This window comes from Rhodococcus sp. GB-02, from assembly GCF_053470465.1.
Genome location: NZ_JBPUKE010000001.1, coordinates 1,359,019 through 1,385,377, shown reverse-complemented (window position 1 = coordinate 1,385,377; position 26,359 = coordinate 1,359,019). Strand labels below are relative to the sequence as shown.

20 protein-coding genes are annotated in these 26,359 nt (G+C 62.2%); 8 read left to right on the top strand and 12 right to left on the bottom strand.

Features of this window, described 5'->3' with window-relative positions; genetic code table 11:
- Window positions 1–3: 3 nt before the first annotated feature.
- Window positions 4–1,416 (bottom strand): cation:dicarboxylate symporter family transporter, encoded by a 1,413-nt coding sequence (locus ACSW29_RS06545; RefSeq protein WP_347871707.1) that lies wholly within the window; start codon window positions 1,414–1,416, stop codon window positions 4–6.
- A 119-nt stretch (window positions 1,417–1,535) separates the two neighbouring features.
- Between ACSW29_RS06545 and ACSW29_RS06540 the strand changes: the two genes are divergently transcribed.
- Together ACSW29_RS06540 and ACSW29_RS06535 are read left to right on the top strand one after the other, a co-directional pair.
- Window positions 1,536–3,122 (top strand): ATP-binding protein, encoded by a 1,587-nt coding sequence (locus ACSW29_RS06540; RefSeq protein WP_448276878.1) that lies wholly within the window; start codon window positions 1,536–1,538, stop codon window positions 3,120–3,122.
- Window positions 3,119–3,808: a response regulator gene (locus tag ACSW29_RS06535; protein ID WP_230814945.1), complete on the top strand. Its 690-nt coding sequence runs from the start codon at window positions 3,119–3,121 to the stop codon at window positions 3,806–3,808. The genes ACSW29_RS06540 and ACSW29_RS06535 overlap by 4 nt, the downstream gene beginning before the upstream one ends.
- Window positions 3,809–3,835: 27 nt before the next feature.
- Here ACSW29_RS06535 and ACSW29_RS06530 read toward each other — a convergent pair whose 3' ends face one another.
- From ACSW29_RS06530 to ACSW29_RS06520, 3 genes are all read right to left on the bottom strand, one after another.
- The gene (locus ACSW29_RS06530; RefSeq protein WP_448276877.1) at window positions 3,836–5,950 is read right to left on the bottom strand and encodes a S9 family peptidase; all 2,115 of its coding nucleotides are present in this window, start codon (window positions 5,948–5,950) and stop codon (window positions 3,836–3,838) included.
- Window positions 5,947–6,840, bottom strand: coding sequence for a phosphoribosylaminoimidazolesuccinocarboxamide synthase (locus tag ACSW29_RS06525; RefSeq protein ID WP_050655449.1), 894 nt, complete (start codon window positions 6,838–6,840; stop codon window positions 5,947–5,949). Before ACSW29_RS06525 ends, ACSW29_RS06530 begins: the two co-directional genes overlap by 4 nt.
- 155 nt (window positions 6,841–6,995) lie before the next feature.
- Entirely contained in the window at window positions 6,996–8,030 is a 1,035-nt protein-coding gene (locus ACSW29_RS06520) for an ABC transporter substrate-binding protein (protein WP_448277411.1), read from the bottom strand.
- A gap of 285 nt (window positions 8,031–8,315) precedes the next feature.
- On the opposite strand from ACSW29_RS06520, the gene ACSW29_RS06515 reads away from it, so the two are divergent.
- Window positions 8,316–9,248, top strand: a complete 933-nt coding sequence (locus tag ACSW29_RS06515; protein ID WP_448276876.1) for a tyrosine-protein phosphatase — start codon at window positions 8,316–8,318, stop codon at window positions 9,246–9,248.
- A gap of 97 nt (window positions 9,249–9,345) precedes the next feature.
- Here the strand turns inward: ACSW29_RS06515 and ACSW29_RS06510 are convergent, their stop codons facing one another.
- The 3 genes from ACSW29_RS06510 to fepB all read right to left on the bottom strand — a co-directional run bounded on the left by ACSW29_RS06510 (window position 9,346) and on the right by fepB (window position 12,437).
- The gene (locus ACSW29_RS06510) at window positions 9,346–10,008 is read right to left on the bottom strand and encodes a response regulator transcription factor (protein ID WP_317828398.1); all 663 of its coding nucleotides are present in this window, start codon (window positions 10,006–10,008) and stop codon (window positions 9,346–9,348) included.
- On the bottom strand, window positions 10,005–11,282 hold the full coding sequence (locus ACSW29_RS06505) for a sensor histidine kinase (protein WP_230814941.1): 1,278 nt from the start codon (window positions 11,280–11,282) through the stop codon (window positions 10,005–10,007). Before ACSW29_RS06505 ends, ACSW29_RS06510 begins: the two co-directional genes overlap by 4 nt.
- 147 nt (window positions 11,283–11,429) lie before the next feature.
- A complete protein-coding gene (gene fepB / locus ACSW29_RS06500) occupies window positions 11,430–12,437 on the bottom strand; it encodes a Fe2+-enterobactin ABC transporter substrate-binding protein (RefSeq protein WP_317828397.1) in 1,008 nt (335 codons plus the stop codon).
- A 54-nt stretch (window positions 12,438–12,491) separates the two neighbouring features.
- Between fepB and fes the strand changes: the two genes are divergently transcribed.
- Window positions 12,492–13,727, top strand: coding sequence for an enterochelin esterase (gene fes, locus ACSW29_RS06495; protein ID WP_347871714.1), 1,236 nt, complete (start codon window positions 12,492–12,494; stop codon window positions 13,725–13,727).
- Between the two features lie 15 nt (window positions 13,728–13,742).
- On the opposite strand, the gene ACSW29_RS06490 is transcribed toward fes, so the two are convergent.
- The 4 genes from ACSW29_RS06490 to ACSW29_RS06475 form a co-directional block, all read right to left on the bottom strand.
- On the bottom strand, window positions 13,743–14,156 hold the full coding sequence (locus tag ACSW29_RS06490) for an HIT family protein (protein WP_347871715.1): 414 nt from the start codon (window positions 14,154–14,156) through the stop codon (window positions 13,743–13,745).
- A gap of 66 nt (window positions 14,157–14,222) precedes the next feature.
- The gene (gene purB / locus ACSW29_RS06485; RefSeq protein ID WP_317828394.1) at window positions 14,223–15,644 is read right to left on the bottom strand and encodes an adenylosuccinate lyase; all 1,422 of its coding nucleotides are present in this window, start codon (window positions 15,642–15,644) and stop codon (window positions 14,223–14,225) included.
- A gap of 55 nt (window positions 15,645–15,699) precedes the next feature.
- Window positions 15,700–16,305 (bottom strand): TetR/AcrR family transcriptional regulator, encoded by a 606-nt coding sequence (locus tag ACSW29_RS06480; RefSeq protein WP_003945736.1) that lies wholly within the window; start codon window positions 16,303–16,305, stop codon window positions 15,700–15,702.
- Between the two features lie 64 nt (window positions 16,306–16,369).
- Entirely contained in the window at window positions 16,370–17,530 is a 1,161-nt protein-coding gene (locus ACSW29_RS06475) for a pyridoxal phosphate-dependent aminotransferase (protein WP_230814936.1), read from the bottom strand.
- A gap of 162 nt (window positions 17,531–17,692) precedes the next feature.
- Between ACSW29_RS06475 and ACSW29_RS06470 the strand changes: the two genes are divergently transcribed.
- The 4 genes from ACSW29_RS06470 to ACSW29_RS06455 all read left to right on the top strand — a co-directional run bounded on the left by ACSW29_RS06470 (window position 17,693) and on the right by ACSW29_RS06455 (window position 25,606).
- On the top strand, window positions 17,693–19,303 hold the full coding sequence (locus ACSW29_RS06470; protein WP_448276875.1) for an ABC transporter substrate-binding protein: 1,611 nt from the start codon (window positions 17,693–17,695) through the stop codon (window positions 19,301–19,303).
- Between the two features lie 54 nt (window positions 19,304–19,357).
- A complete protein-coding gene (locus ACSW29_RS06465) occupies window positions 19,358–22,726 on the top strand; it encodes a serine hydrolase (RefSeq protein WP_448276874.1) in 3,369 nt (1,122 codons plus the stop codon).
- 20 nt (window positions 22,727–22,746) lie between these two features.
- Entirely contained in the window at window positions 22,747–24,129 is a 1,383-nt protein-coding gene (locus ACSW29_RS06460; RefSeq protein WP_317828391.1) for a serine hydrolase domain-containing protein, read from the top strand.
- Window positions 24,130–24,217: 88 nt separating this feature from the next.
- Window positions 24,218–25,606, top strand: coding sequence for a sensor histidine kinase (locus ACSW29_RS06455; protein ID WP_317828390.1), 1,389 nt, complete (start codon window positions 24,218–24,220; stop codon window positions 25,604–25,606).
- A 3-nt stretch (window positions 25,607–25,609) separates the two neighbouring features.
- Here ACSW29_RS06455 and ACSW29_RS06450 read toward each other — a convergent pair whose 3' ends face one another.
- Window positions 25,610–26,284, bottom strand: coding sequence for a response regulator transcription factor (locus ACSW29_RS06450; protein WP_317828493.1), 675 nt, complete (start codon window positions 26,282–26,284; stop codon window positions 25,610–25,612).
- Window positions 26,285–26,359 lie beyond the last annotated feature (75 nt).

Genomic DNA, 26,359 nt, shown 5'->3' with positions numbered 1-26,359 from the left:
GATCTAGTGATGGCTCACAAACGATTGCCTGGTGCCGGTCGGAGCCGTTTCGAGTTTGTGCTGCTCTTCCTCGTCCTCGTCGTCGAGCATCGTTGCCTCGTTGAACGGAATCTTCCCGTCGAGCACCTCGACGACGCGTTCCTTGTCGATCGTCTTGGTCCACGCGCCGACCAGGAGAGTCGCGACCGCATTGCCCGAGAAGTTGGTGATCGCTCGCGCTTCCGACATGAAGCGGTCGATTCCGACGATGAGTCCGACGCCGTCGAGAAGCTCGGGGCGATGGCTCTGCAGTCCGCCGGCCAGTGTGGCCAGACCGGCGCCACTGACTCCTGCAGCCCCCTTGGAGGCGATGATCATGAACACCAGCAGCGAGAGCTGTTCACCGAAGGCGAGCGGCTGTCCCATGGCGTCGGCGATGAAGATCGACGCCATCGTCAGGTAGATCGCGGTGCCGTCGAGGTTGAACGAGTAGCCGGTGGGAACGACGATGCCGACCGTGGTGCGCTCGACGCCCACGTGCTCCATCTTGGCGATCAGACGCGGCAGTGCCGATTCGGAGGACGAGGTGGCGAAGATGAGCAGGTACTCACGGGCCAAGTACTTGACCAGCTTGAAGATGTTGAATCCGGTGACGGCGCGCAGCAGCGTTCCGAGAACACCGAAGACGAAGATCAGGCAGGTCAGGTAGAAGCCGATCATCAGGGTTCCGAGCTGGACGACGGCGTTCAACCCGGTCTGGCCGACCACGCTGGCGATGGCACCGAAAGCACCGATCGGGGCGAGCCAGAGAATCATCGTCAGGATCTTGAACACGAGCTTCTGGATGTATCCGACGGCCTTGAGAATCGGTTCACCCGACTTGCCGAGCGACTGGATCGCGAAACCGACCAGAAGGGCGACGAACAGAGTCTGCAGCACGCTTCCGGCTGTGAGGGAGGACAGCATCGACGTCGGAATGATAGACGCGATGAAGTCCCAGGTGCCGCCGGCGCTGTGGGCCTGATCTGCAAGCTTGGCCACCGAGGCCGCGTTGGGCGTGATGTTCAGGCCGCTGCCCGGGTTGAGCAGGTTGCCGACGCCCAGGCCGATCGCGAGTGCGATGGTGGACATCCCGATGAAGTAGGCGAGCGCGAGGCCGCCGACCTTGCCGACCTTGGCCGCAGCTCGAACCGAGCCGATGCCGAGCACGATGGTGCAGAAGATGACCGGGCTGATCATCATCTTGATCAGGCTGACGAACAACGTTCCGAGTACACCGACGGACTTACCGAACTCGGGTGCGAGCCAACCGACGAGGATGCCGCCGATGACCGCCACGATGACGCTCATGTAGAGCCAATGCGTCTTGTCGCGCTTTGCCTTGGTGCCCTCGGGCTGTGGGGAACCGTCTACTGTCCCTGTTGCCGTGCTGCTCATGGGGTGTCCTTTGGATCGGATATCTGTGAAGTGATCGGGATCACTTCGAGTCGTGGAGAATTCTTGTTGCAAACAGGTGGGCCCGGAAGTTTGTGTTCATTACGTTCAGGAGGCGCTCGATGGTCGAACGAAAGACCGGCCGACGTATGAGCGTTGCCAGGCAGATCCTGATCCTGCAATTGGCATTGTTGGCGCTGGTCATCGGCGTGGGGACCGCGCTCGCGGTTGTCGACGAACGCCGCGACAGCGATGACGCGATCCGTCGTCAGGTCAGCTCGATAGCGCAGACTCTCGCCCTGTCGGATTCGACGGCGGCAGCCCTGACGAGTCCGGACCCGACTGCGATTCTGCAACCACAGACCGAGAAAATCCGACAGTCAACCGGCGTCGATTTCATCGTGGTGATGGCGCCGGATCGCACTCGGTTCACACACACGAGCCCGGAACTGATCGGCCAACTGTTCACCGGGAACATCGACCGCGCACTCGCCGGCGCGACCTTCACGGAAACGTACGCCGGGTCGCTGGGGCCGTCGATCCGCGCCGTCACTCCTGTCTACGATTCCGGCGGAACCCTGGTAGGTCTGGTGTCTGCCGGTGTCACCCGCGAACAGATCAGCAAGCAGTTCGCCCAAAGTGTTCCGGTCATCCTGTTCGTTGCCGGCGGCGGTCTTCTTGCCGCGCTCTTGAGTTCGCTTCTGGTGAGTCGGCGTATCAGGCGACAGACCCTAGGAATGGCGCCGGATGAACTCCGCACCATGTACGAACACCACGACGCCGTCCTGCACAGCATCGGTGAGGGCTTGGTGGTGATCGGGCGAGGCCGAAGCAAGGATGCGCGAGTGGATATCGTCAACGACGAAGCACGTCGCCTCCTCGATCTACCGGACGGGCCCGTGCCACTTTCATCCATCCCCGAGACCTTGCGAGTCGACGACGCATCGCCCGCCAAGGACCAAGTGCACCTCACCGACAAGCGTGTGCTGGTGGTCAACCAACACCCGGTTGAGTGGGAGGGCAACAGAATTGGCACCGTGCTGACAATTCGCGATCACACCGAACTGCAGAACGTGCTCGGGGAATTGGATTCGGTACGTAGTTTTGCCGAGTCGCTTCGATCGCAAGCCCACGAAAGTGCAAATCGTCTGCACACGATCATCACGATGGTCGAGTTGGGGCGAAACGAAGACGCAGTGGCCTTCGCCACCAATGAATTGCGGGTGTCCCAACAGCTGATAGATCGTCTGATGAATGCGGTCCACGAACCGGCGCTGGCCGCACTACTGCTCGGAAAAATGAGCGAAGCGACCGAGCGCGGGGTCGACCTGACCATCACGGAAGACACCGCGCTCGGTCCGGTTCCTTCGCTCAATGCACGCGAGTTGGTCACGCTGGTCGGCAATCTCGTGGACAATGCTATTGACGCATCGCGCGCGAGCGAGTCTCCGTGGGTGGAAGTGACGGTAATGGAAGAGGATTCGATGATGGTTGTTGCCGTCGCCGACAGCGGCCCGGGAATGACACCCGAAGCACTCGAAAAGGCCAAGGGCCGTGGCTACTCCACAAAATCCGGCTCTCGCGGACTCGGTCTCGCGCTCGTCTCGCAAGTGGTGAAACGGCACGGCGGCACGCTCACCAGCGAACCGGCGATGGGCTCCATGCTGGTCGTCCGTATCCCGCTGCGCGAGGCGGAAGCACCGCGATGATTCGTGTACTGATAGTCGACGACGAACCGTTGATCGCGCAGGCACACCGTTCCTACGTCGAGCGAGTGCCGGAATTCGTGGTCCACGGCGTGGTTCATTCCGGGAACGCCGCCGTGCGTGCAGTTACGGCGGCCAACGCCACCGACCAGCCCATCGACCTGGTCCTGCTCGACATCGGGTTGCCCGACGCCAGCGGTCTCGACGTGGCTTCCGCCCTCGGCGGGTTGCGCCCCAGTCCGGACATCATCGCGGTTACCTCGGCGCGCGATCTGGAGGTGGTTCGAAGCGCCGTGGCTCGCGGGATCGTCCTCTATCTTCTCAAGCCGTTCACTTTCGCAGCATTCCGCGACAAGCTCGAGCGCTACCTCGAATATCGTGCAGCACTTCCCGCTGGAGAGTCTGCGGTCAGCCAGCACGACATCGACCGAGCGATGTCCGCACTACGAACGTCCGACGATCGAGCAGCGGCGCCGAAAGGCTTTGCGCCTCAAACGCTCGGACTCGTCGCAGCGTCTGTCCGGGATTCGGAGGGACCCGTGACCGCCGCAGAGGTGGCAGCATCGGTCGGCGTGTCCCGGGTGACAGCCTGGCGCTACCTGGAAAAGCTGGCAGACGACGGCATGCTCACCCGGGAGACCGAGTACGGGCGCGCTGGGCGCCCTCAGGTTCGTTACCGAAGAACCTGATTGACACAGAACCAGATTGACACCGGGCTAGTTCGCGCCCACGGTGTCCAGCACCCAGGCGAACTCGAACGCGACCTCTTTCCACTTCTCGTAACGACCACTGACACCGCCGTGTCCGGCGCTCATCTCGGTCTTGAGAAGTAGCGGAGCGTCACCGGTCTTCGTGGCGCGCAGTTTTGCGACCCACTTGGCCGGCTCCACGTACAGAACACGGGTGTCGTTGATGCTCGTTATCGCAAGAATGGCGGGATAGTCCTTGGCTTCCACATTCTCGTACGGGCTGTACGAGCGCATGTAGTCGTAGACGTCCTTGTTGTGCAGCGGGTCTCCCCATTCGTCCCACTCGATGACCGTCAACGGCAATGACGGATCGAGAATCGACGTCAGCGGGTCGACAAACGGAACATTCGCGAGAATGCCGGCAAACAGTTCCGGAGCGAGGTTGGCGACAGCCCCCATCAGCAATCCACCCGCACTACCGCCGTCGGCAACCATACGATCAGCGGCTGTGACACCGGTGTCGATCAAATGCTTTGCGCAAGAGACAAAATCGGTGAAGGTGTTTTTCTTCGTGAGCGTTTTACCGTTTTCGTACCAGTGACGGCCCATCTCGCCGCCGCCGCGCACGTGTGCAACCACGAAAACGACACCGCGATCGAGCAACGACAGCCGGGCAACCGAGAACGACGGGTCGATGCTCGCCTCGTAGGAGCCGTAGCCGTACAACAACAACGGTGCGGGACCTTCGGGGGCACCAACGCGCCTCACGATCGAGAGCGGAATGCGGGTGCCGTCGTCGGCCACAGCCCAGTCGCGGCGCTGCTCGTAATTACTCGCATCGAAGTCACCGAGAACGGGCTGCGACTTACGCAGTGCCAGTTCACCACCGGCGACGTAGTAGTCGTACACCTGCCCGGGAGTGATGAAGGACGTGAAGCCGAGCCGGATAGTGGGCTGCGCCCATTCCGGGTTGGACCCCATCCCGATGCTGAAGAGTTCCTCGTCGAAGTCGATCTCGTGACGTTCGCCGTAGCCGTCAGCGGTCAACGGCCACACGGCAACCCGAGTGAGAGCCTCGCGGCGGTAGCTCAGGACGAGGTGTCCGGCAAAGGCTTCGGCTTCTTCCAGACGAACGTCGGCGCTGTGCTCGATCAGCGTCGTCATGTTCGTCGGATCCGATACCGGAGCTTCCACCAACACGAAGTTCTCGGCCTTGACTCCGTCCACGACGTCGTTGTGGAGGATGAGGAAGCGGTCCTCTCCCCCGATCACCGCGTGTTCGGCCCCGTATTCGACGCCTTCGTGACGCGGGATGATGACGCGGAAGTCGCCTTCCGGATTCGCCGATTCCAGCATCCAGCCTTCGCTGGTCACCTTGGACCCGACCCAGATCATCAGGTACTTCTCGCTGCGAGTCGAACCCACGGAGACCCAGTAACGCTCGTCGGGCTCGTGGAAGACCGAAACATCTTGGCTCTGCGGCGTTCCCAGCTTGTGACGCCACACGGTGTCCGGACGCCAGGAGTCGTCGACGGTCATGTAGAAGACGTGACTGTGATCGATCGCCCAGGTGGCGCCGGGTGCGGTGTCGGGAATCTCGTCGGCGAGCATTTCGCCGGTCTCGAGGTTCTTGAACCGCAAGGTGTATCGCTCGTCGCCGACGATGTCGACCGAGTACGCGAGCAACGTGCCGTCCTCGCTGATGGAGAACGCGCCGAGTGAAAAGAACTCGTTCCCTTCGGCTTCGACATTGCCGTCCATGAGGATCTGCTCGCCGGCCAGCTCGACGCCAGGCGTCAGGTTGGGCGGAGTCCAGTCGTCCTCACCGGTAATGGGGCACCGGCACTGGACGGTGTACGACTTGCCTTCCACGCTGCGTGAGTAGTACCACCACTTGCCCATGCGTGTGGGTACCGACATGTCGGTTTCCTGCGTCCGCGACTTGATCTCCTGGAAGATCTTCTCGCGCAACGGCTCGAGAGCGGCTGTCTGCTCGTCGGTGTACGCGTTCTCGGCTTCGAGGTACGCGACTACCTCGGCAGTGTCCTTGTCCCGCAGCCACTCGTAGTCATCGACGAACGTGTGTCCGTGATGGGTACGTTCGACGGGGACCTTCTTTGCGACCGGCGGGACGAGGCTCATGCGCTGGGACCGACCCAATCGTCGAAGGACAACCCGGAAATGCGTTCGTACGCCTCGATGTAGCGTGCGCGAGTCGCATCGACGATTTCCTGCGGCAACGGCGGCGGTGTCGTGTCCGAGCTTCGATCCCAACCGGACTCGGGGCTCGTGAGCCAGTCGCGGACGAACTGCTTGTCGAAGCTGGGCTGCACCTTGCCTGCCTCGTAACCTTCGAGGGGCCAGTAGCGGGACGAGTCGGGGGTGAGCACCTCGTCGGCGAGCACGAGGTTTCCAGCGGAGTCGAGACCGAATTCGAGCTTGGTGTCCGCGAGAATGATTCCGCGATCGGCTGCGAAGTTGGAGGCGCGGGCGTAGACGTCGAGAGTGTCCTCGCGAAGCTGCACGGCCAGCTTCAGGCCGACCTTCTCCACCACCTGCTCGAAGCTGATGTTCTCGTCGTGATCGCCGAGAGCCGCCTTGGACGCCGGGGTGAAGATCGGGTCGGGCAGCCGCGACGCCTCGACAAGGCCCTCGGGCAATGCGACGCCGCACACTGCGCCGGTGTTGTTGTAGTCGACCAGGCCGGAGCCGGTGAGGAAGCCACGGACGACGCATTCGACGGGAACCATGTCGAGGGAGCGCACGACGAGAGCCCGGCCGAGCACCTCTTCCGGGATGCGATCGTCGTCGGGCTCGCCGGCCAGATGGTTGGTGCCACCGAGGACGTTGAAGAAGAACACGCTCATCGCGGTGAGAACGCGGCCCTTGTCCGGGATCGGTGTGCTGAGCACGTGGTCATAGGCCGAGATCCGATCACTCGCGACAAGCAGCAGATGCTCGTCGTCGATCGTGTAAAGGTCACGGACCTTGCCACCGGCCAGATGAGTGTAGGAATCAAGTGTAGGACGCACCCGGTCACCCTATCGGGCGTTCGCAGTTCGTACAGAACCCCGGTAGCCGGGACTGGTAAGCGTCCTCGCCGTTCGGAGAGCTGTCCGCCCTGTTCACCCGGATATGCAGGTGGCCCCTCGCCACTGGGCGAGAGGCCACTGTCACAGTCGATGAACTACCGGTTTGCGGGCAGCTTCGACAGGCCCTCGTCGATCGAATCCAGCGTCAGAAGAGCCGTCTGATAGGTCGCTGCCAACGAATGCCGAACCTGGACGACGTTGCCGGCCTTCACTGCGGGCAGTTCCTTCCACAGCTCGGAATCGACCAGTTCCTGAAGCTGCGGAGACATCGAGCCGTCGGCGTTGAGGCCGTAGACGATCACGTCGACATTTCCGAGATTCTCGCCGATCTTCTCGATGGATACCTGTTCGTTGTGGATGTCAGCAGGGTCAGCAGGGGTGCCGGGGAACTGCAGGCCGAGTCCGTCGAAGAGATTGGTCGTGTACGAAGACGCGTACTCGCGGGAGAACGTCCCAGCCTCGGGCTTGCAGACGTTGCACACGCCTCCGAAGGTGAGCGAGCCGAGCTTGTCCTTGTACTTCGCGGCCAATTCGGTGGTGCGAGCGTCGTACTCGCCCTTGAACTCACCGTAGGTGTCGGAAACATTGGCGGCGTCGGCGAACTTCTCACCCAACACGCGCCAATCAGCGGGAACCGTCGGCCCCAGGAAGACGACCGGAGCAGCAGCCTTGAGCTGAGCCATGTCCAACTGGCTTTCGACGCGAGCGGGAACACCCATGATGATCAGATCAGGCTCGGCAGCGACGATTCCCTCGTAGTTGAGCTGGGAGACGTTGCCATCGGGTGCGACCTTCGGCAGGGCTTCGTAAGCGGCCTTGGTTTTGTCGTCCATGTTGCCGAGTTCACGGGTCCACTCGCACACCGCAGCCAGATCTGCTCCTGCCTGGATCAACGGCAGAACCGCGTATCCGCAGGCCACGATCCGCTGCGGATCGCTCGGGATCTCGATGGATCCGTTCTGTGCCTCGAAGACACGGGTCTGCGAGCTCGCGGCCGTCGTCGAAGATTCGGTCGACGCCTCCTCGGAGTTGCTGCATCCGGCGACGCCTACTGCCAACGCGGCTGCTGCACCGATTACCACTGCGCGGCGAACCCGCGACAGACCTTGAACCCGCATGTTGAACTCCATCTGGACGAACCGGAACTGCACCGGAATTAATTTGGTGAGGCTAACCAATATCAGCGCACGGGGTGTTTACACAAACACAGGTCCCGAGGAATGAACCCCCTTCCGATGCAGTCAGGCGAAAACGCACGGCGCACTACTCGGTAAGCGAGCGAGCCTGCGCAATACGCCTCCCACTGAGAGGGAGCAAAGCAAGATTCTTCTCGAATCGGGCACTCGAACTCGCTACCTTGCCTTCGCGATACCTCATCGACTCGCCACTCTCACCGCTCGACGAAGGGCTCAGACATGTCCCGATCCACGCGCACCTACTCACTACGGTCTGCCGCGACCATTGCCTTGACCAGTAGCTTTCTCATCACCGGTTTCGGCGCCTCGATCGCACACGCCGAACCTGTCCCCTCGGCTCCACAATTCGGCTCACTGGATCTAGGCTCCAGCAGCTTCGGCAGTTCCGATCAAACTCCAGATGCCCCGCGGCTGAACGGGATCGACAACTTCCGCGATGTCGCAGGCACCGGCGCAGGATACTCGGGAACTTTCGGTCTGCCCGTGAACAAGGGTGTCTTCTACCGCGCGAACGCGATCACGCCCAAGGGCGATGACATGAGCATTCTCGAAAAGCTTGGACTGACAAAGGTTTACGATCTGCGCACGGCACCCGAGATCGCCAGCAAGCCGGACGTCCTGCCCGACGGGGTTGCGTACGAGAACATTCCGATCCTGTCCGGGAACATCGCCGAGATGGTCGCGAAGATCAAGTCCCCCGAGGACTCACGATCGATGATGCAGGACATGAACCGCGCCTTCGTCACCGGAACGACGGAGCGGGCCGGGTTCGCGCAGTTGCTGACCGGCCTCGCGGAAACTGAAGGTGCACAGGTCTTCCACTGCACTGCAGGTAAGGACCGCACCGGCTGGACGTCCTTTCTGCTGCTGAGCATCGCCGGCGTCGACCGCTCGGTGATCGTGAACGACTACCTGCTGACCAACGAGTACACCGCCGAAGGCATGAAGGCCACACGCGCGGGCATCGCGGCTAGCTTGGGCGAGCAGATGGCCGTCAACATGGAGCCTCTATTGGGTGTCGAGGCAAGCTATCTCGATGCCGGCCTCGCCCAGTTGGATCAGACCTACGGGTCGGTCGATCGCTATCTGACCGAGGGCCTGGGCCTGAGCCCGGTGACCGTCATGACGCTCAAAGCCAAGCTGCTGGGCTGAGCGACACAGATGCCCCGGGTTCGACGAGGGGCCGAACCCGGGGCACGTGTACTTCTCTGCCCGTGCCGTGCCGGATGGGGCGGCAGCGTCCCGTGCGTCAGCGCGATACGGCGATCACGTTGTTTCGGTACGCCCAGATGACGATCTGCACACGGGTTCGCACCTGTAGCTTCTTGCAGATGTTGCTGATGTGCGACTTCACCGTGCTCTGCTCGAGGCTGAGAGAATCCGCGATGTCGTTGTTTCCCAAGCCTTGTGCCAGAAGTTGCACCACATCCATTTCACGCGCACTGAGACCGTGATCCGATCCGGAGCGCGCCGTGGACATCGGTGCCGGCTTGCGCCGCGCGAACTCCACGATCAGTCTCGACGTCAATCTCGGAGAGAGCACCGAGCCACCCTCGGCCACGGTCAACACTGCCGACGAGAGCTCTTCGGGATCGGCGTCTTTGAGCAAGAATCCTGCGGCGCCGCTGTCGAGCGCCTCGAAAACGTACTCGTCGAGATCGAACGTGGTGATCACGATAACGCGGGTCGCCGGAAACTCGGCGAGAACCTCCCTGGTCGCAGTCAACCCGTCGCCGTGTGGCATGCGGATATCCATCAGTACGACATCCGGACGCAGTGCACGCACCTGCTCGTACGCCTCGACTCCCGTCTTGGCATGCCCGACGACGCGAATCTCGGGGTGCCCGGAGAGAAACAGCTCGAACCCCTGCCGTACCACCTGCTGGTCGTCCGCAATAAGGACATCGATCATGCGTTGATCCTCCCGTTCACCGGCACCAGTGCCTGCACAGCCCACTCACCTTCCGAATTCGGTCCAGCGTCCAGTTGACCACCCATGAGCGTCGCGCGTTCGCGCATTCCCACAATTCCGAGGTTTTGCCCGTCGGAGGCCGGGCGAGAACTTCCGAGAGTATTGATCACCCGCACCCGCACCGCGCCGGCTTCTCGGCTCAGACGCACCTTCGACTCACTGCCCGGCGCATGGCGAAGGACGTTCGACAACGCTTCCTGCACGATGCGGTAGCAGGTCAACTGAACTCCGCTGTCCAAGTCGTCGAAGCGGCCGACTTTCTCCAACGAGATCGACGAGATGGTGCGCCTGCAGTCATCCACCAACTCGTCGATGTCGGAGACCATGGGTGTCGGGAAATCGGGGTCTTCCTCACCCAGGCGAAGGATCCCCACGATCTGCCGCAAGCTGTTGAGGGCCCGCTGCCCCTGCTCGATGACGCCGCCCAGCAGGGCTTGCGCTTGTTCGGGATTGCTCGAGAAGAACTTGTCGGCGGCACGCGCCTGGATGATCATGCCGGTCATGTGGTGAGCCGCGACGTCATGCAACTCACGTGCCATGTCCTGCCGTTCGGCGACAACGGCATTCGCGATCTTGCGTTCGCGGTCCCGGTGCAGATCCGCTACTGCCTGACTGTTCTCCGCTGCTTGCTTTCGCAGACGCGCGACGATCTTTCCCATGGCGCCGATGACCAGAAAACTCGTGACGGTGTTCGCTGCCGGCTCGAGGAACAGGTGGGGCAACTCCCCCACCTGAACCTCGGCGACCGTCAGCCCGTCCCGTTCGGTGGTGTACATCGCCATGATCACGTCCATCGCCATTCCGAGGACCAGCAGTCCGACCAGGCGCATGCCTGTCACCCGGATGGACACTGCCATGATCGCGAACCAGAATAGCGGTGTGGCCCCGAGCGATCGACTGCCGAGGAAGAGCATCAACCCGCCGGATCCTGCCAACGTCAGCAGGTAGTACGCGATCGGGTACCGACGGCGCGCACACGCCACAACAGTCAACACCGTCAGGAAACACATAATGCCGACAACGGTTGCCGGATCGCTCAGTACTTGATTGCTCGTCTCGGATTCCGACTTGAGACTGGCGAGGCCGAACACCCAGGGCACACTCAACAGACCGACGATCACCGCCGCAGTAGCCGGGTTGTTCAGGCTGAAACGTCCCCAGCCTCGCGATGCCAGGACTTGCCCCGGGGCATTCTGACCAGCCGAGTCGAACATCCACTCCCCATTCCGCATCCGATGATTGACGTTCATGGTGGCATGCCCGCACCACTTGGTCACACATTCGACGAATGTGAAGGAAATGTTCGATTCTCGGGTCCTACCAAAGGACTAATTCGGAGTGGAAGTACTAGTACTTACGGATCAGCTGAACTGTTCGACCAACCGGTTCACCATATTGGTTGCGCTGTAGTAGTCGAGACGGAAGGTATCGAGCCCCACGGCATAGACATGGTGATCACGAATCGCCGGATGCTGAGCCAACAGGGGAAGTCCCTCGACCGCCTTCACCGCGCCGTCGTCGGCGCTGACCAAGATCAGGGTATTGCCCGCGATTCCGTCGTAGAGATTCTCGGCCGAGACCTGGATGATGTCCTTACGCTTACCCATCGATTCACTGCTCTTCGCAGACTTGGGAATGTCAGCGACCGTGAAACCCATCGCCGTGAGCAACTTCGCCTGCCCGGACTCGTGCGTCCAGATGTTGGCACCGCTGCCGTCCTCGTAGTAGACCAGGGCAGTGGTCGGCTGCGGTGGAAGCGTGATCTTGGCCTTGGCAGCCTCTACCGCACTGTCGAATCTCGCGACCGTCGCCGCGGCGTTGTCTTCGAGGCCGGTCGCCTTACCCAGCACTGCGGCGACTTCCTGCCAACTACTTCCGCCGTAGTCCACCACAATTGTCGGCGCGATGGCCGTGAACTGTTCGTACAGATCGACGACGGAGTCACCTCCAGTCGCCGAGACGACGATGAGGTCCGGGTTTTGCGCCAGAACGGATTCTGCGTTCGCACCGCCCATCGGCAGCACCGCGAGTCCACGTTCTCGAGCAATGTCGCCCCACTGTGTGAACAACCCCTGGGCGTCCGATACGTCGGTGTTCGGTCCCGTCGATGCGGTAGCCACCACCGGAGCGTCGATCGACAACAGCGTGCCTGTCAGCGTCACACTGGTCGAGACGATCCGCTCCGGCTTCGACGCTATCTCCATCAACCCCTTCGGCGATTCCACGGTTCGTGGCCAATTACCCTGCGATGCAGCTGAATCAGCATCACTATCGGCATCCGCAGAACTACATCCGGCGAGGGCGAACCCTGCTACCAAGACTGCGGAGAGCACCTTCAGGGTGCGTGATCTTTTCATTGTGACGCCCACTGGCGGACCACTCCTCGAATTCAAAAGCCCATCAAATTAGGTTAGGCTGTGCTCATGCTAACTCAGGCGGTGACTGAACTGTCCACTTCCCTTGCGACTTCGCCCGACATCGAGACGTCCTGGAATCGGATAGTGCAACAAGGCACGCCGATTATCGAAAATGTTGATACACAGACTGTTCGAGTCACCTTCCTCTGGCGTCAGCCCGAAGAGACTGAGGTCGAGCGCGTCTATCTGGATGCAAATTCGCTGACCGACCATCACGCAGAACAACTCAGCGTGATGCAGCGGATCGGTGACAGTCCGGTGTGGTTCTACTCTGCCGACGTCTCGAACACCTGGCGCAGTAGTTACAGCATCATCCCGGTATCGAAGTCCGTAGTCGACGAGTTCGACTATCCAGGAGTAGGCAAGGAAGACTCGACCCGCCGCACCCGCTGGTTGGGGCTGCTCGAACACCGAATCGCCGACCCACTCAATCCGCTCTCCGCGGGCGTGGACACAAGACGCTCCGTCGCCGAGATGCCCATGGCGCCGGACCAGTTCGGTTGGGATGCTCCGGTTTTCAGGAATTCGGCACAGCTCACCTGGGACAGTTCGACATTGGGTGTTGAACGCCCGGTGTGGATCTACGAGACCGTGGACGACGGGCTGACACCGCTCGAAGAACGCCCACTCGTGATACTTCTCGACGGGCGCCACTGGGCCGAGGTCATGCCCGCGGGTGCCGCCTTCGATCGTGCGGTCCAGACCGGCAAGCTGAAATCCTGCGTTCTGCTGGCCGTCGATTCCGTTGACAATCAACGCCGTTCGCAAGAATTGCCGTGCAACCGCGAATACTGGAGCGCAGTCGTCCACGAACTGCTTCCGCAAGTACGCGCCGTCGCACCCTTTTCGTCTGATCGAACGCGAACCGTGGTCTCGGGGCAGAGCTTCGGCGGACTGGCCTCGATGTTCGCAGCACTCGAGTTTCCCGAACACTTCGCGCTGGTCGCCAGCGGGTCCGGTTCATTCTGGTGGCCAACCGGTTTGAAGCGCGGCGAGGACGGTCCGCCGGGTGGAGACATAGCCGCACGCATCGAGCGCGACGGCGTGCCGGACGGTTTACGCGTTGTCCTCGAAGTAGGTAGGCACGAGTCCGACATGGTCGGGCACAGCGCAGCGGTCGCCCAGGCGTTGGAGGCCGCCGGGGCACAAGTGTCGTATCGGATCTTCGACGGCGGCCACGACTGGTTGTGCTGGCGCAGTGCCCTTCTGGACTCCGTTGTCGAACTGATCGGCCGTCCGTGAACCAGGCCGGTGCCGCTAGTTCAGTGCGCCGCGAATGACAGCAGCCGTGCTGTCGAGAATTGCCCGATTGGGCGTGCGAGGTAGTGCACGCAGGCCGAAGCCGTCACCGCGATTTCGAGGGATGACGTGCAGATGAACATGGAAGACTTCCTGCCCCGCAACAGCGCCGTCGGAGAGATGCAGATTCACTCCGTCGATGGGGAGAGGCCCAGTACGCATCGCCGCGGCGATCTTCTGTGCGACGGCAAAGATCCTGGCACCGTCGTCGGCATCGAGCGCGGACAATCCGCTCGCGTGACGCTTGGGCACGACCAGGAGATGACCGGACGTGAACGGCCGAATATCCATGAAGGCAAGGACATTCGCGTCGTCGTAGACGACACTGGCCTCGGCCTCACCGGCGATGATGGAACAGAAGATGCAGTTCATGGTCTCCGCCCCTGTGCGCCTTTTCGGTAGTGGTGACTACCAGAAAGGCGCACGGGGGCGTAGCCCTTACAGAATCGGCGACGGCGCGTACGCCGCAGCTTCGGGATGGGCGTCGACAAGTTTCCGGACCTCGGCGACAACGGCATCGACCTGAGCCGACGCGGCGCCGACAAAGGCTGCCTTGTCGGCCAGAGCCTCGTCGAGTGCAGCGCGGTCGAGCGGCAGACGGTCGTCGGCGGCGAGGCGATCGAGCAGATCGGGCTCCTTGCCCTCTTCACGCATCGCGAGTGCAACTGCGACGGCGTTCTCCTTGATCGCCTCGTGTGCGGTCTCGCGTCCGACGCCGGCGCGCACGGCAGCCATCAGTACGCGCGTCGTGGCGAGGAACGGCAGGTACCGCGTCAGTTCCTTCTCGATGACGGCCGGGTAGGCACCCATCTCGATCAGCACGGTCAGGAAGGTCTCGAACATGCCGTCGATCGCGAAGAACGCGTCCGGCAGAGCGACGCGACGCACGACGGAGCAGAAGACGTCGCCCTCGTTCCACTGTGCACCCGCGAGCTCGGCTGCCATGGAGCCGTATCCGCGCAGGATCACCTGTAGTCCGTTGACGCGCTCGCACGAGCGGGTGTTCATCTTGTGTGGCATCGCCGAGCTGCCGACCTGGCCGGGCTGGAAACCTTCGGTGACCAGCTCGTGGCCGGCCATCAGGCGGATCGTGTGTGCAAACGACGACGGTCCCGCGCCGACCTGGACGAGCGCGGAGATGACGTCGTGATCGAGAGAACGCGGGTACACCTGGCCGACGCTGGTCAGAACGTGCGCGAATCCGAGGTGCTCGGCGACCTTCGCTTCGAGCTGATCGAGCTTGGCCGCATCGCCGTCGAGCAGATCGAGCATGTCCTGAGCAGTACCCATCGGACCCTTGATCCCGCGCAGCGGGTAGCGGTCGATCAGCTGGCGCAGACGCGTCAGCGCGACGAGCAGCTCGTCGGCGGCGGAAGCGAAACGCTTACCCAAGGTGGTGGCCTGAGCTGCGACGTTGTGTGAGCGACCGGCCATCACGATGGACGAGTACTCGGCAGCGCGCTCACCCAGGCGGGCGGCGACGGCGATGCCGTGGCTGTAGACGTGTTCGAGAGAACGCACGATCTGCAGCTGCTCGACGTTCTCGGTGAGGTCACGGCTGGTCATGCCCTTGTGGACCTGCTCGTGACCGGCGAGTGCATTGAATTCCTCGATGCGCGCCTTCACGTCGTGGCGGGTGACCCGCTCGCGGTCTGCGATGGACTCGAGGTCGACGTTGTCGATGACGCGCTCGTAGTCGTCGATGGCGTCGGCCGGAATGTCGATGCCCAACTCTGCCTGCGCACGCAACACCGCCACCCACAATTGACGCTCGAGCACGATCTTGTACTCGGGAGACCACAGAGCAACAAGCTCGGGGCTGGCGTATCGGTTGGCAAGGACATTCGGGATGCGGCTCACGAGGCCTCAGTCTAACGGGGGCCAAGCAGTGCTGTTACCCCCGATAGTGACCGAGCTAGACCGGCGGCGCCATCACGTCGATCGATTCCAAGAGCATTCCCCTGGCCAACCCCCGTGGGTCCGGGTCGTACTCCCCCAGAGCCGTGATCATCGCGCCGTCGACCATCGCGACGAGACGACGCAGTTGCCCCTCGGGAGCCGACCGGCCCGAGCGTCGAAGCGCATCGGTCAACAGGTCGTCGAGCTGGGCGCGTAGGCGCAACTGCACGTCACGAAGCGCGGGATGACGGGCACACGCGACGAATCGTTCGTAGCGCGAGATCAAACGCTCGCGGCTCTCCGGACGCTTCTCTTCGTCGCCGAGCAGCAGTTCGACCAACAGTTCGACGGTTGATTCGGCGCCCCTCCGACGTTGGGTCACCGCAGCCACTCTGGCGCGCATCGCTTCCATGTCGGCGTTGCCGTTGAGCTCGACGGCGCACGCGATCAGATCGTCTAGTGAGTCGAAGTAGTACGTCGTCGAAGCCAGTGGAAGGTCGGCCCTGGTTGCCACCGCTCGGTGACGAACGGCGTCGAACCCGCCTTCCAGCAATAGTTCAGCAGCGGACGCCACCAGAGCTTGGCGACGTCGTTCGCCCTTGGGCGTAGCTGCAGAAGACACCACGACATCGTGCCAGCAGAGGGCACCTCCGCATGGCGAAACAGCTCGAAGACCCTGCTGTTTGTTACCCGAGCCACTTCTCGAGGCGAATCAGCGCCTCCTGGATGTCGGCTGTCGCACCCGCGAACGAAAGTCTGACCATCCGGTTTCCGTGGACGGTGTCGAAATCGATTCCGGGTGCCAACGCGACCCCGGTATCTGTCAGCAACCGCGCACACCAAGCGGTGGCGCCCTCGTCACCACACAGATGGCCGATATCCGCGTAGACGTAGAACGCGCCGTCAGCAGGAGCCAACTCCGTGATGCCCAGTTTCGGCAGTCCGGTCAACAGCAGTTCACGATTGACTGCGTACCGCTGAACGTGCCCGTCCAACTCGACCTTCGCCTCGTCCGAGAACGCCTCGATCGCGGCGTACTGCGAGATCGCGGGCGGACACACCGTCATGTTCGACGCGAGTCTCTGCAGCGGGCGCCGCAGGTAGGCCGGCACCAACATCCAGCCGAGCCGCCAACCGGTCATCGAAAAGTACTTGGACACCGATCCGATCACAACGGACTCGCGCGAGGTCTCCCAGGCGCTCGACGTGTGCTGATCGCCGTATCCGATGCCGTGGTAGATCTCGTCCGAGATCAGGAGAGTGCCGTGCTGCTCGCACCACGTCGCCAATGCAGCGAGCTCCTCGGGCGAGATCACCGTGCCCGTCGGATTTGCGGGGCTGGCGACGATCAGACCGGCAGGCGGCGCCGGCAACGCCTCGAGCATTTCCACCGTCGGCTGGTATCGAGTTGCCGGCCCACAGTCGAGTTCGACGACGTTGCAGCCGAGCGCGGCAAGGGTGTTGCGGTACGCGGGATATCCGGGACGAGCAACCACCACGGTGTCCCCCTCATCGAACGCGGCCAGGAAGAGCAAGGTGAACGCCCCGGACGAACCGGTCGTCACCACCACGTCTTCGGCGTCGACGGAGATTCCCGAGCGCTCACTGTGGTAGCGCGCAATAGCTTCGCGCAGCGGCAGGATCCCGAAAGTCTCGGTGTATCCGAGTAGTTCAGTGCCGAGAATCTCTCGCGTCGCGCGCAACACCGGCGCGGGAGCGGGCGTCGACGGTTGACCGGCAGCCAACGTCAGAACGTCACCGTGTGTCCGCTGACGTTCGGTCGCGGCCTTCCATACATCCATGACATGGAAGGTCTGGATATCTGATCGACGAGATTCTGAGCGCACACTCCGACGGTAGTCGAACCGTGGTGCGGCAAGAAACGAAGACCACCCATTGTGACGATCCGACAGATTCAGGCACTCAGCATGAGTCGATTCAACGAGACCTGGGCCACGTCACTCGCGCAACATTGATCAACGACTTCCTTCGATCAAAAGGTGCATCAGATGAAAGCTCGCTCAGTGCCCACCGCGGCTCTGGTCACGATCGGCGTTCTCACGGTTGCCTCATGCGGAAGCTCCTCTGATCGTGGCGGGGATTCTTCCGGCGATTACGCCAAGAACGGCAGCTTCACGACGATCGTGAACACCGACCCCGGCAACCTTCATCCTCTGATCACCAATCTGACTGCCACGCAGGCGATCAACAGCTATACCAACGACTCGTTGTTGGCCATCGACCCCAAGACCCGCGCAGCGGGCCAGTATCTGGCCGAAAAATGGAGCGAGAACGGAACTTCGCTGAACTTCACCCTCAAAAAGGGGATCACGTGTGAAGACGGCACGACCTTCACCGCCCAGACAGCGGCGAACAACATCAACTGGGTCGTCGACAAGACCAACGGCTCGCCGTGGTTGGGAGCATCCGTACCCGAAACTGCGGTAGCAACCGCTGATGGTGACGAGCTCACGATCAAGACAACGGAACCCGCGCCCTTCCTCCTCGAGCGCATCGGCGCTCTCAAGCTGGCGTGCCAGGCAGCGCTCGACGACCCTGTCAGTGTTCGAGGCAGCAGCAACGGAACCGGACTGTTCAAGATCACCGAAGTAGTGGCCAACGATCACGTCACGCTCGAACGCCGCGACGGATATAACTGGGGGCCGAACGGCGAAACCACGTCGGACACGCTCGGAGTGCCCGAGACGGTCACGATCAAGGTCGTGACCGACGCCGCGACGACGGCGAATCTGGTCCTCACGGGAACGGTCAACGCGGCCGCGGTTGCCGGCGCGGATATCGAACGTGTGGAAGCTTCCGGCCTTGAATCGATGACGTCCAACATCCTGAGCGGACAGTTCATCTTCAACCACAATGCGGCTCTCCCCACCAAGGACCAGGCGGTACGCACCGCACTCGTACAGGCGATCGACCTCGACGATTACACGGACATCAACACCGGCGGCAAAGGCTCACGCGCTACGGCACTGGCAGTAGTCGATCCGCGGGCATGCGACTTCGACAGCGTCACCGGTGTAGTTCCGAAGTTCGACATGGCCGCGGCGAAGAAGACTCTCGCGGACGCCGGTTGGAAGCCCGGATCCGACGGTGTCCTGACCAAGGACGGTCAAGCGCTGCAATTGACGGTCATCTTTGCCAACTACCGCGACACCACCTCTGCAGCAGCAGAATACGCAATGAAGCAGTGGCAGGAGCTCGGCGCGAAGGTAGAGCTTCGCGGTGGTGACAACAACTTCATCATCTCCAACACATTCGCGGCGAAAGACCTGACGTCATGGTCGATCTCGATCGGACTGACCGTCCAGAGCGACACCCCGAGCATCTTCGTTCCGTACTTCGCCGGCCCCACCCCACCGTCGGGTGTCAACTTCGCATCGATCGACAATCCGAAGTACACCGAACTGGCGGCGAAGGCCTCGGTTCTGCCCGGGCAGGAATCCTGCACGGTTTGGAAGGAAGCGGAACAAGCACTGTTCACCTCGTCTGACGTCGTTCCGGTGTCCACGTCGCCGAACTTCATGTTCTTCAACGGCGCGACGGCCCTGTATGCACCGGTTGGCGGCACCCTGGCCGGCCCTGGCATCCGCGTTCTGAAATAAGCCGGAAGACAAAGCTTTACGTCTGCATCTATTTCTCCGATTCGAAGGATCTACATGACTGACCGTCCATTTGTTCTCGACGACCTCCACCGTGTGGTCACACCCACTGAAACCGCAATCTCTCCCGACGGCAGCGTGGTCGTCTTCGTTCGCTCGGAAATTGTTGCCGGAAAGGCAAATACATCGCTCTGGGCAGTGTCCCGCGATTCCCAGGCTCGTCGCCTCACTGCCGGACCTGCCGATTCGGCCCCTCGGTTCTCTCCGGATGGAACCTCGATCGCCTTCCTCCGCAAGGTCGGCGACTCCGCGCAGTTGCACCTGATCCCGCTCGCCGGCGGCGAGGCCGAAACCCTCACCACAGCAGCATCACTCCCCCTCGGTGCCGGCGCAGCGACCTGGAGCCCGAACGGAAAAGCCATTGCATTCGCCGCCGTGGTCTCGCGTTCGGACTCCACCGATCCGAATGCGCCCATCGTCACCGACCGACTCGGATACAAGGTGGACGGCGCCGGTTGGCTCGGGACCTTCCGGCGCCACCTGCACACCGTCGAACTGGAGACGAAGGCAGTTCGACGACTCACCGACGGTGATTGGAATGCAGACGTTCCGTCCTGGTCACCGGACGGCAAGGCTCTCGCCTTCACAGCGAATCTGGAACCGGACAGCGATCTGAACCTCACGTTCAGCGCCTACCGAATCCTCGTCGACGATCTGTCGGTTCCGCCGCAGCAACTCGGTCACGCCACCGGGGTGCAGGGCTCGACGCTCTGGCACCCCAACGGAGATTCGGTTGTCGCCATCGGCACTCCCGAGGTCCGTATCGGAACTGCAGACCTGATCCGTCTGTCCACCCCCGGTCCAATCGAGACACCGGTCGACGTCACCCTTACCGCTCATCTCGATCGCAACGTGATGCCCGGCGCGCCCGGTTACCCCGGTGGCACACCGGCACTGTCGAACACCGGCGACGAGATCGTGTTCTGCCTGCGCGATCGCGGATGGACGCATCTGTACGCCGTCGACATCGAAACCGGCACCTCCCGCTCCCTCGTCGCCAATCCCAACGAGGTCGTCGCGGCGCTCTCCGTTGCCCGTGACGCGCGCGTCGCCTCCGTCATCGTCACCACACAGCAGTCCTTCGGTGAGGTCGCACTCGTCGACCTGGACAGCGGCGCCGTCACCACGCTGACAAGCTTCACCGCAGAAGCACTTCCCGAGGTGACCCTGTTTGCCGCCGAGGAACGCGAATTCACCATCTCCGACGGCCGTACCGTGCACGGTTGGTTGCTGTCCGCTCCCGAAACCGATGGCGCTGCACCACTTCTGCTCGACATTCACGGCGGGCCGCACAACGCATGGACTGGCGTTGCCGACACCTATCACCCCGCCCACCAGGTTCTCGCAGCGCAGGGTTGGCGCATCCTGACCCTCAATCCACGTGGATCGGACGGGTACGGCGAGGACTTCATGTACGCCGTCAACGGCGCCTGGGGCACCTCGGACCAAGCTGACTTCCTCGAGCCGATCGACGCTCTTGTCGCCGAAGGACTTGTCGACGGGAACCGACTGGCGATCACCGGGTACAGCTACGGCGGATACAGCACCTGCCACCTCACCTCTCAGACCGATCGCTTTGCCGCGGCGGTGGCCGGTGGGCTGATCTGCGATTTCAACGCCATGGCCGGGGTTTGCGATTTCGGTCCGCACCTCGCCTCACTGGCCACCGGAACGACGGTCCCCGAGAACTCCGCGGGGCTCCTGGCTGCCTCGCCCCTCGCCGCCGTGAAGAACGTGGTGACTCCGACGCTGATCCTGCACGGAAAGTCGGACGAGCGGTGCCCGCTAGGTCAGGCCGAGGCCTGGTTCGCCGCGCTGCGCCAGCAGCACGTCCCGACCCGAATGGTGGCGTATCCCGGCGCAAGCCACGGTTTCCTCGTCAACGGCTCGATCTCACACCGAATCGACTACAGCACAAGGCTCATCGAGTGGGTGAAGCGATACACCTCGGCGAAGCTGCCCAAGACCGGCCTGGCCAACGCGTCTGCCGGAGCCGGTGCATGGAAGCGTTCTCTCGACGTACTCTGCGAGCGTTACAGCGTCACCGGTGCTCAATTCGGTATTCTCACACTCGATTCCAGCGGCAAGGAAATCACCCGTACGACGGTGGCATCCGGCGTCATCAATGCAAACACCGGGGTCGAGGTCTCCACCGACTCCCTGTTCCAGATCGGATCCGTCACCAAGGTGTGGACCGCGATGCTGATCATGCAACTGGTCGACGAGGGCTTACTCGACCTGGACGCAACCGTCCGGTCGATCCTGCCCGACTTCGCACTGCAGGACGAGGAAACGGCCGCCCGCATCACGGTTCGCGCACTTCTGAACCACCGCAACGGAATCGACGGTGACCTCTTCATCGACAAGGGTCGCGGCGACGACGTCGTCGAACGCTACGTCGAGGGCCTGCGTGACTTCCGTCAGGTTCATCCACTCGAGGACGGCTTCGCGTACTCGAACTCCGCGTACGTCCTTGCAGCTCGTATCGTCGAGGTTCTTCGCGGCGGCATCTGGGACGACATCCTCAAGGAGCGGATCATCGATCCTCTCGGCCTCGAGCACACACTCACGTTGACCGGAGATGCTCCGCGATACTCTGTGGCAGCAGGACATACGGAAAACTCTGTCGTGATGCCCGTCTGGCCGATCACGCGCTCGATGGGGCCGGCCGGCTGCATCACTGCCAGCATCGGAGACCTACTCACGTTCGCCGAACTCGGACTCCTCGAAGGACGAAGCGTCGACGGCGTGCGGATCGTGTCGGAGGAATCAGCCGCCGCGATGCGTACACCCGAAATCGACATCAGCGATCTGTTCCCGGACAAATCCGGTTGGGGCTTGGGCTGGTTCCATGAAACCTGGTCGGGCGAAGAGATTTTCGGCCACGACGGCAGCACCATAGGGCAGCACGCATATCTGCGTATCTTCCCCCGCCACAATGTCGCGATCGCGCTGCTGACCAGCGGCGGCAAAGCAGACGGTCTTTACCGCGATCTCTTCACCGAAGCCGCGGCCGCGTTGATCGGGCTCGAACCTCCGCAAGCCCTCGCCCCGAACCCCGCGAGTGTGGAGTCGATTCCGGATTCGGTTCTGGGCAAGTACAGCTCGGGTGGAATAGCAATCGAGTTCCGTCGTGGAGAGTCCGCTGACGAAGCTGTGATCACCGTCATCGGTGACGTCATCCCGAACCCCGAGGAAGACGAAACAGCTCCGAAGAAGCCTGCAACGGTAGCTACTCTCGTACCGTCGCAGATCCCGGGGACCTGGACCACCCGTCAATCCGGGGCCGCCGGTTGGACGACGGTACGGCCGCACCGCGACGGCGTGTACGTCGGATTCCGCTTCCTACCACGGGTTAACGCGTGACGACGACCGATACACATACGATGACGGATACACAGAACGCCAGCGAACTCGAGGAATCAAAGATGCAAGAACAGCTTCAAGAACTCGTCGATCAGTGGAGGCTCGAGGCGAACATCCCCGGCGTCTCGGTCGGAATTGTGCATGGCGACAAGGACATCGTCGTCACCAGCGGCATCGAGAGCATCGAAACCCAGCTCCCGGTCACCGACAAGACGATGTTCATGATCGGCTCCACCACAAAGGTCTTTGCTGCAACTGCCGCGATGGCACTGGTCGAGGACGGTCTTCTCGATCTCGACACGCCGCTGGCCGAGTACGTCCCCGAACTGACCCTCGCCGACGACGCAGCCACCCGCACAGTCACGATGCGCCATCTCCTCACCCACACCGGCGGATTCACCGGCGACGCCAGCCTCTCGGCCGGTTGGGGCGAAGACGCCCTGGGCCGCTCGATTTCACGACTGAAAGAACTACGACAGGAATTTCCCGTCGGAGAAGTCTTCTCCTACAGCAACTCCGGATTCGTTCTCGCCGGATACGTCGTAGCCAAGATCAGCGGACTGACCTTCGAAGAGTTGGTCAAGCAGCGCGTTCTGGACCCACTCGACATGAAGAACTCGGCGTTCCTGCCCTGGGACGTGATGACTCACCGGTTTGCACTCGGCCACTACATTCGCGACGGTGAGCCGTTCGTATCCAACGAGACTGGGCTTGACCGCGGCATGACGCCCTGCGGCGGAATGTGGTCCTCGGTGCGCGATCAGCTCGTCTGGGCACGCTACGCACTCTCGGGCGAACACCCCGGTGAGGGACAGCCGCTCGACGAGTCCACCCGGTTGCTGATGCAGAAGCCGCAACGTCCCGCAGCGATGATGTTCGAGGAGGTCGGCATCGGCTGGCTGCTGACTCGGTACGGAACCACCCAGGTAGTGCGGCACGGCGGAAATGTGAGCAATCTCCAGGTCTCCGAGTTCTTGACGGTGCCCGAGAAGAACTTCGCCGTCACCGTGCTGACCAACGCACTCGGCGGCGGAATCGGCAAGAAGATCGTCGACTGGTGCATGGCCAACCTCGCGGAACTGCCCGCTCCGGTATCTCTCGACGTGGTCGAACCCGCTCCGTCGGCCGTCGATGCCGTCCTGGGCAAGTACCAGGCCGGCAACCTGACCATGACCGTCGCGCCCGGTGACGAGGGAATCGGCGTCCGAATGGGCAGCGCGCAGGACCTCGGCGAATACGAGGACATCGTTTGGCCGCCGGCGATCCCGATCGCCTTCGTCAACGACCTCGACTTCGCTGCGCGCGCCGACACCACGCGGACGCTGGGGCGCTTTGTCACCGACGACACCGGACGCGCCGTGATGCTCGAATTCGGCGGCCGAACCGCCAAGCGAGTGGCTTGATCCTGTAGTCGGGTGACGCGGTCCGATTTACGGGACCGCGTCACCCGTCTTCGTCAATGCACAGCCGCGAAGGTACAGACTGGACGCCATGAACTTCATCGGCGAGTCGATTCTGCACCCGTCTCGGTGGAGCGTACGTGCCCGTTCGACCGTGGCATCGACGCTCGTGATCGCCTTCTGCCTGGTGATCGCCGGGCTTGCACTGGTTTTCGTACTGGCGAACTCCCTGCATCTGTCCGCATTGAACAGCTCCGAAGCTCGCGCCACGCAGTTGGTCCAGCAGCTCAACGGAAAGAACCCGGCCGATCTCGACCCCTCGCTTCTGTCCACAGACAGTCAGATCGGAATCGTACAGATCGTCGACGCCGATCACCGAATAGTCGCCCAATCTCCCGGAACCGAGAGTGGCCTCCTGTCCGAACAGCTTCTCGGCCCTGACGAGTCGGACACCTTCGGACGGGTGAAAGAGTCGGACAACGAGGACTACTGGCTGATCGGACGCGGCGCTCAGACGCCGGCCGGACCGGTCACCGTCTTCGTCGGTGCCGACCGCGAACCGGTTGAAACCGTTGTCATCACCGTTGCCGTTCTGCTGGCCATCGTCGGCCCCCTGGTTCTGGCGCTGGCCGCATTTGCCACCTACCGCCTGGTCGGTTCGGCCCTCGCTCCCGTCGAACGCATACGCGCTCGGGTGGCCTCGATTTCGAGTGGTCGACAGGGTGAACGAGTACCCGTCCCGGCCGGGAACGACGAGATAGCCCGGCTGGCAACAACAATGAACGACATGCTTGCACGCCTCGACGAAGGTGCACTGGCCCAGCAACGATTTGTCAGCGATGCCTCACACGAATTACGTAGTCCGCTGTCCACGATCACGACGGCTCTCGAACTGGCACACCACCGCCCAGATCTCCTCGACGACGCGTTGATCGAGGACGCACTACTGCCCGAGGCGCGTCGCATGCGGCAGCTGATCGAGGATCTGTTGATCCTCGCGCGCTCGGACGAAAGCGAACTCGAAAAGATCGGTACCTCCGTCGATGTCGACCTCGACGACATCTTGTTCGCCGAGAAGAAGAGGATCGACGGTTTCTCCGAGGTCAAGGTCACCGCTGCCGTGGCTCCGGTTCGTGTCTCCGGAGACCCCCGAGCGTTGACGAGAATGGTGCGCAACCTGGTCGACAACGCAGTGCGGCACGCCGAGACCCTCGTGCATCTCGAGTGCACCGAAGCCGGCCACGAAGCCCACATCGTGATCGAGGACGACGGGCCCGGAATCCCTGCAGCAGAACGCGAACGAATCTTCGGACGCTTTGTCCGCCTGGACCAACCACGGTCGAGACAAGGGGGTGGGTCCGGACTTGGACTCGCCATCGCGTCGGAAATCGTGGCGGCGCATCACGGAACCATCGCCGTCAGCGAGAGAGTGTGCGGCGGAAGTCGATTCGAGGTGACAATTCCGGTACCGAACGACTGAAGATCAGGCAGTCCCGACAAAGCGGTACCCGACGCCTCGGACGGTTTCGATGCTGTGAGTTCCGAACGGCAGGTCGACCTTCTTACGTAGGTAACCGATATAGACCTCGACGATGTTCTCATCACCTTCGTAGTTGCGGTCCCAGACGGAGCGGACGATCTCGCTCTTGGTGACCACAACTCCGTTGTTGCGCATCAGAAACTCGAGAACGCTGTACTCACGCGGCGTCAGGGTCAATTCGCTTCCCGCTCGCCTCACCTGATGTTTGGCGGGGTCGAGGGACAGGTCTCCTATTTCGAGTATCGCCGGACGTTGCGGAGCTCCGCGCCGCACCAGAGCGCGCAGCCGCGCAAGGAGGACGACAAACGAAAAGGGCTTGACCAGATAGTCGTCGGCACCAAGGTCGAAAGCGTCAGCGAGGTCGTATTCGCCGTCCTTCGCCGACAGCATCAGGATCGGCGTCCAGATCTCCCGGGCGCGTAGGTCCCGCACGATGTCGTATCCATGCTTTCCCGGCAACATGATGTCGAGAACTATCACGTCGAATTCGTCATTGCAGGCAGTCGCGAATCCGTCGTCCCCGTTGAGTTCTACGGCGGTCACGAACCCCTCGGCCACGAGTCCCCGCCGGATCGTCTCGGCCAGGCGCACTTCGTCTTCGACCACCAGTACTCGCATCACCGGCCCCGTTTCGTCGACACACAGTTGTTCGGATGCACCCAGTAGAGCAGACGGTTGGCCCATGACCGAGTT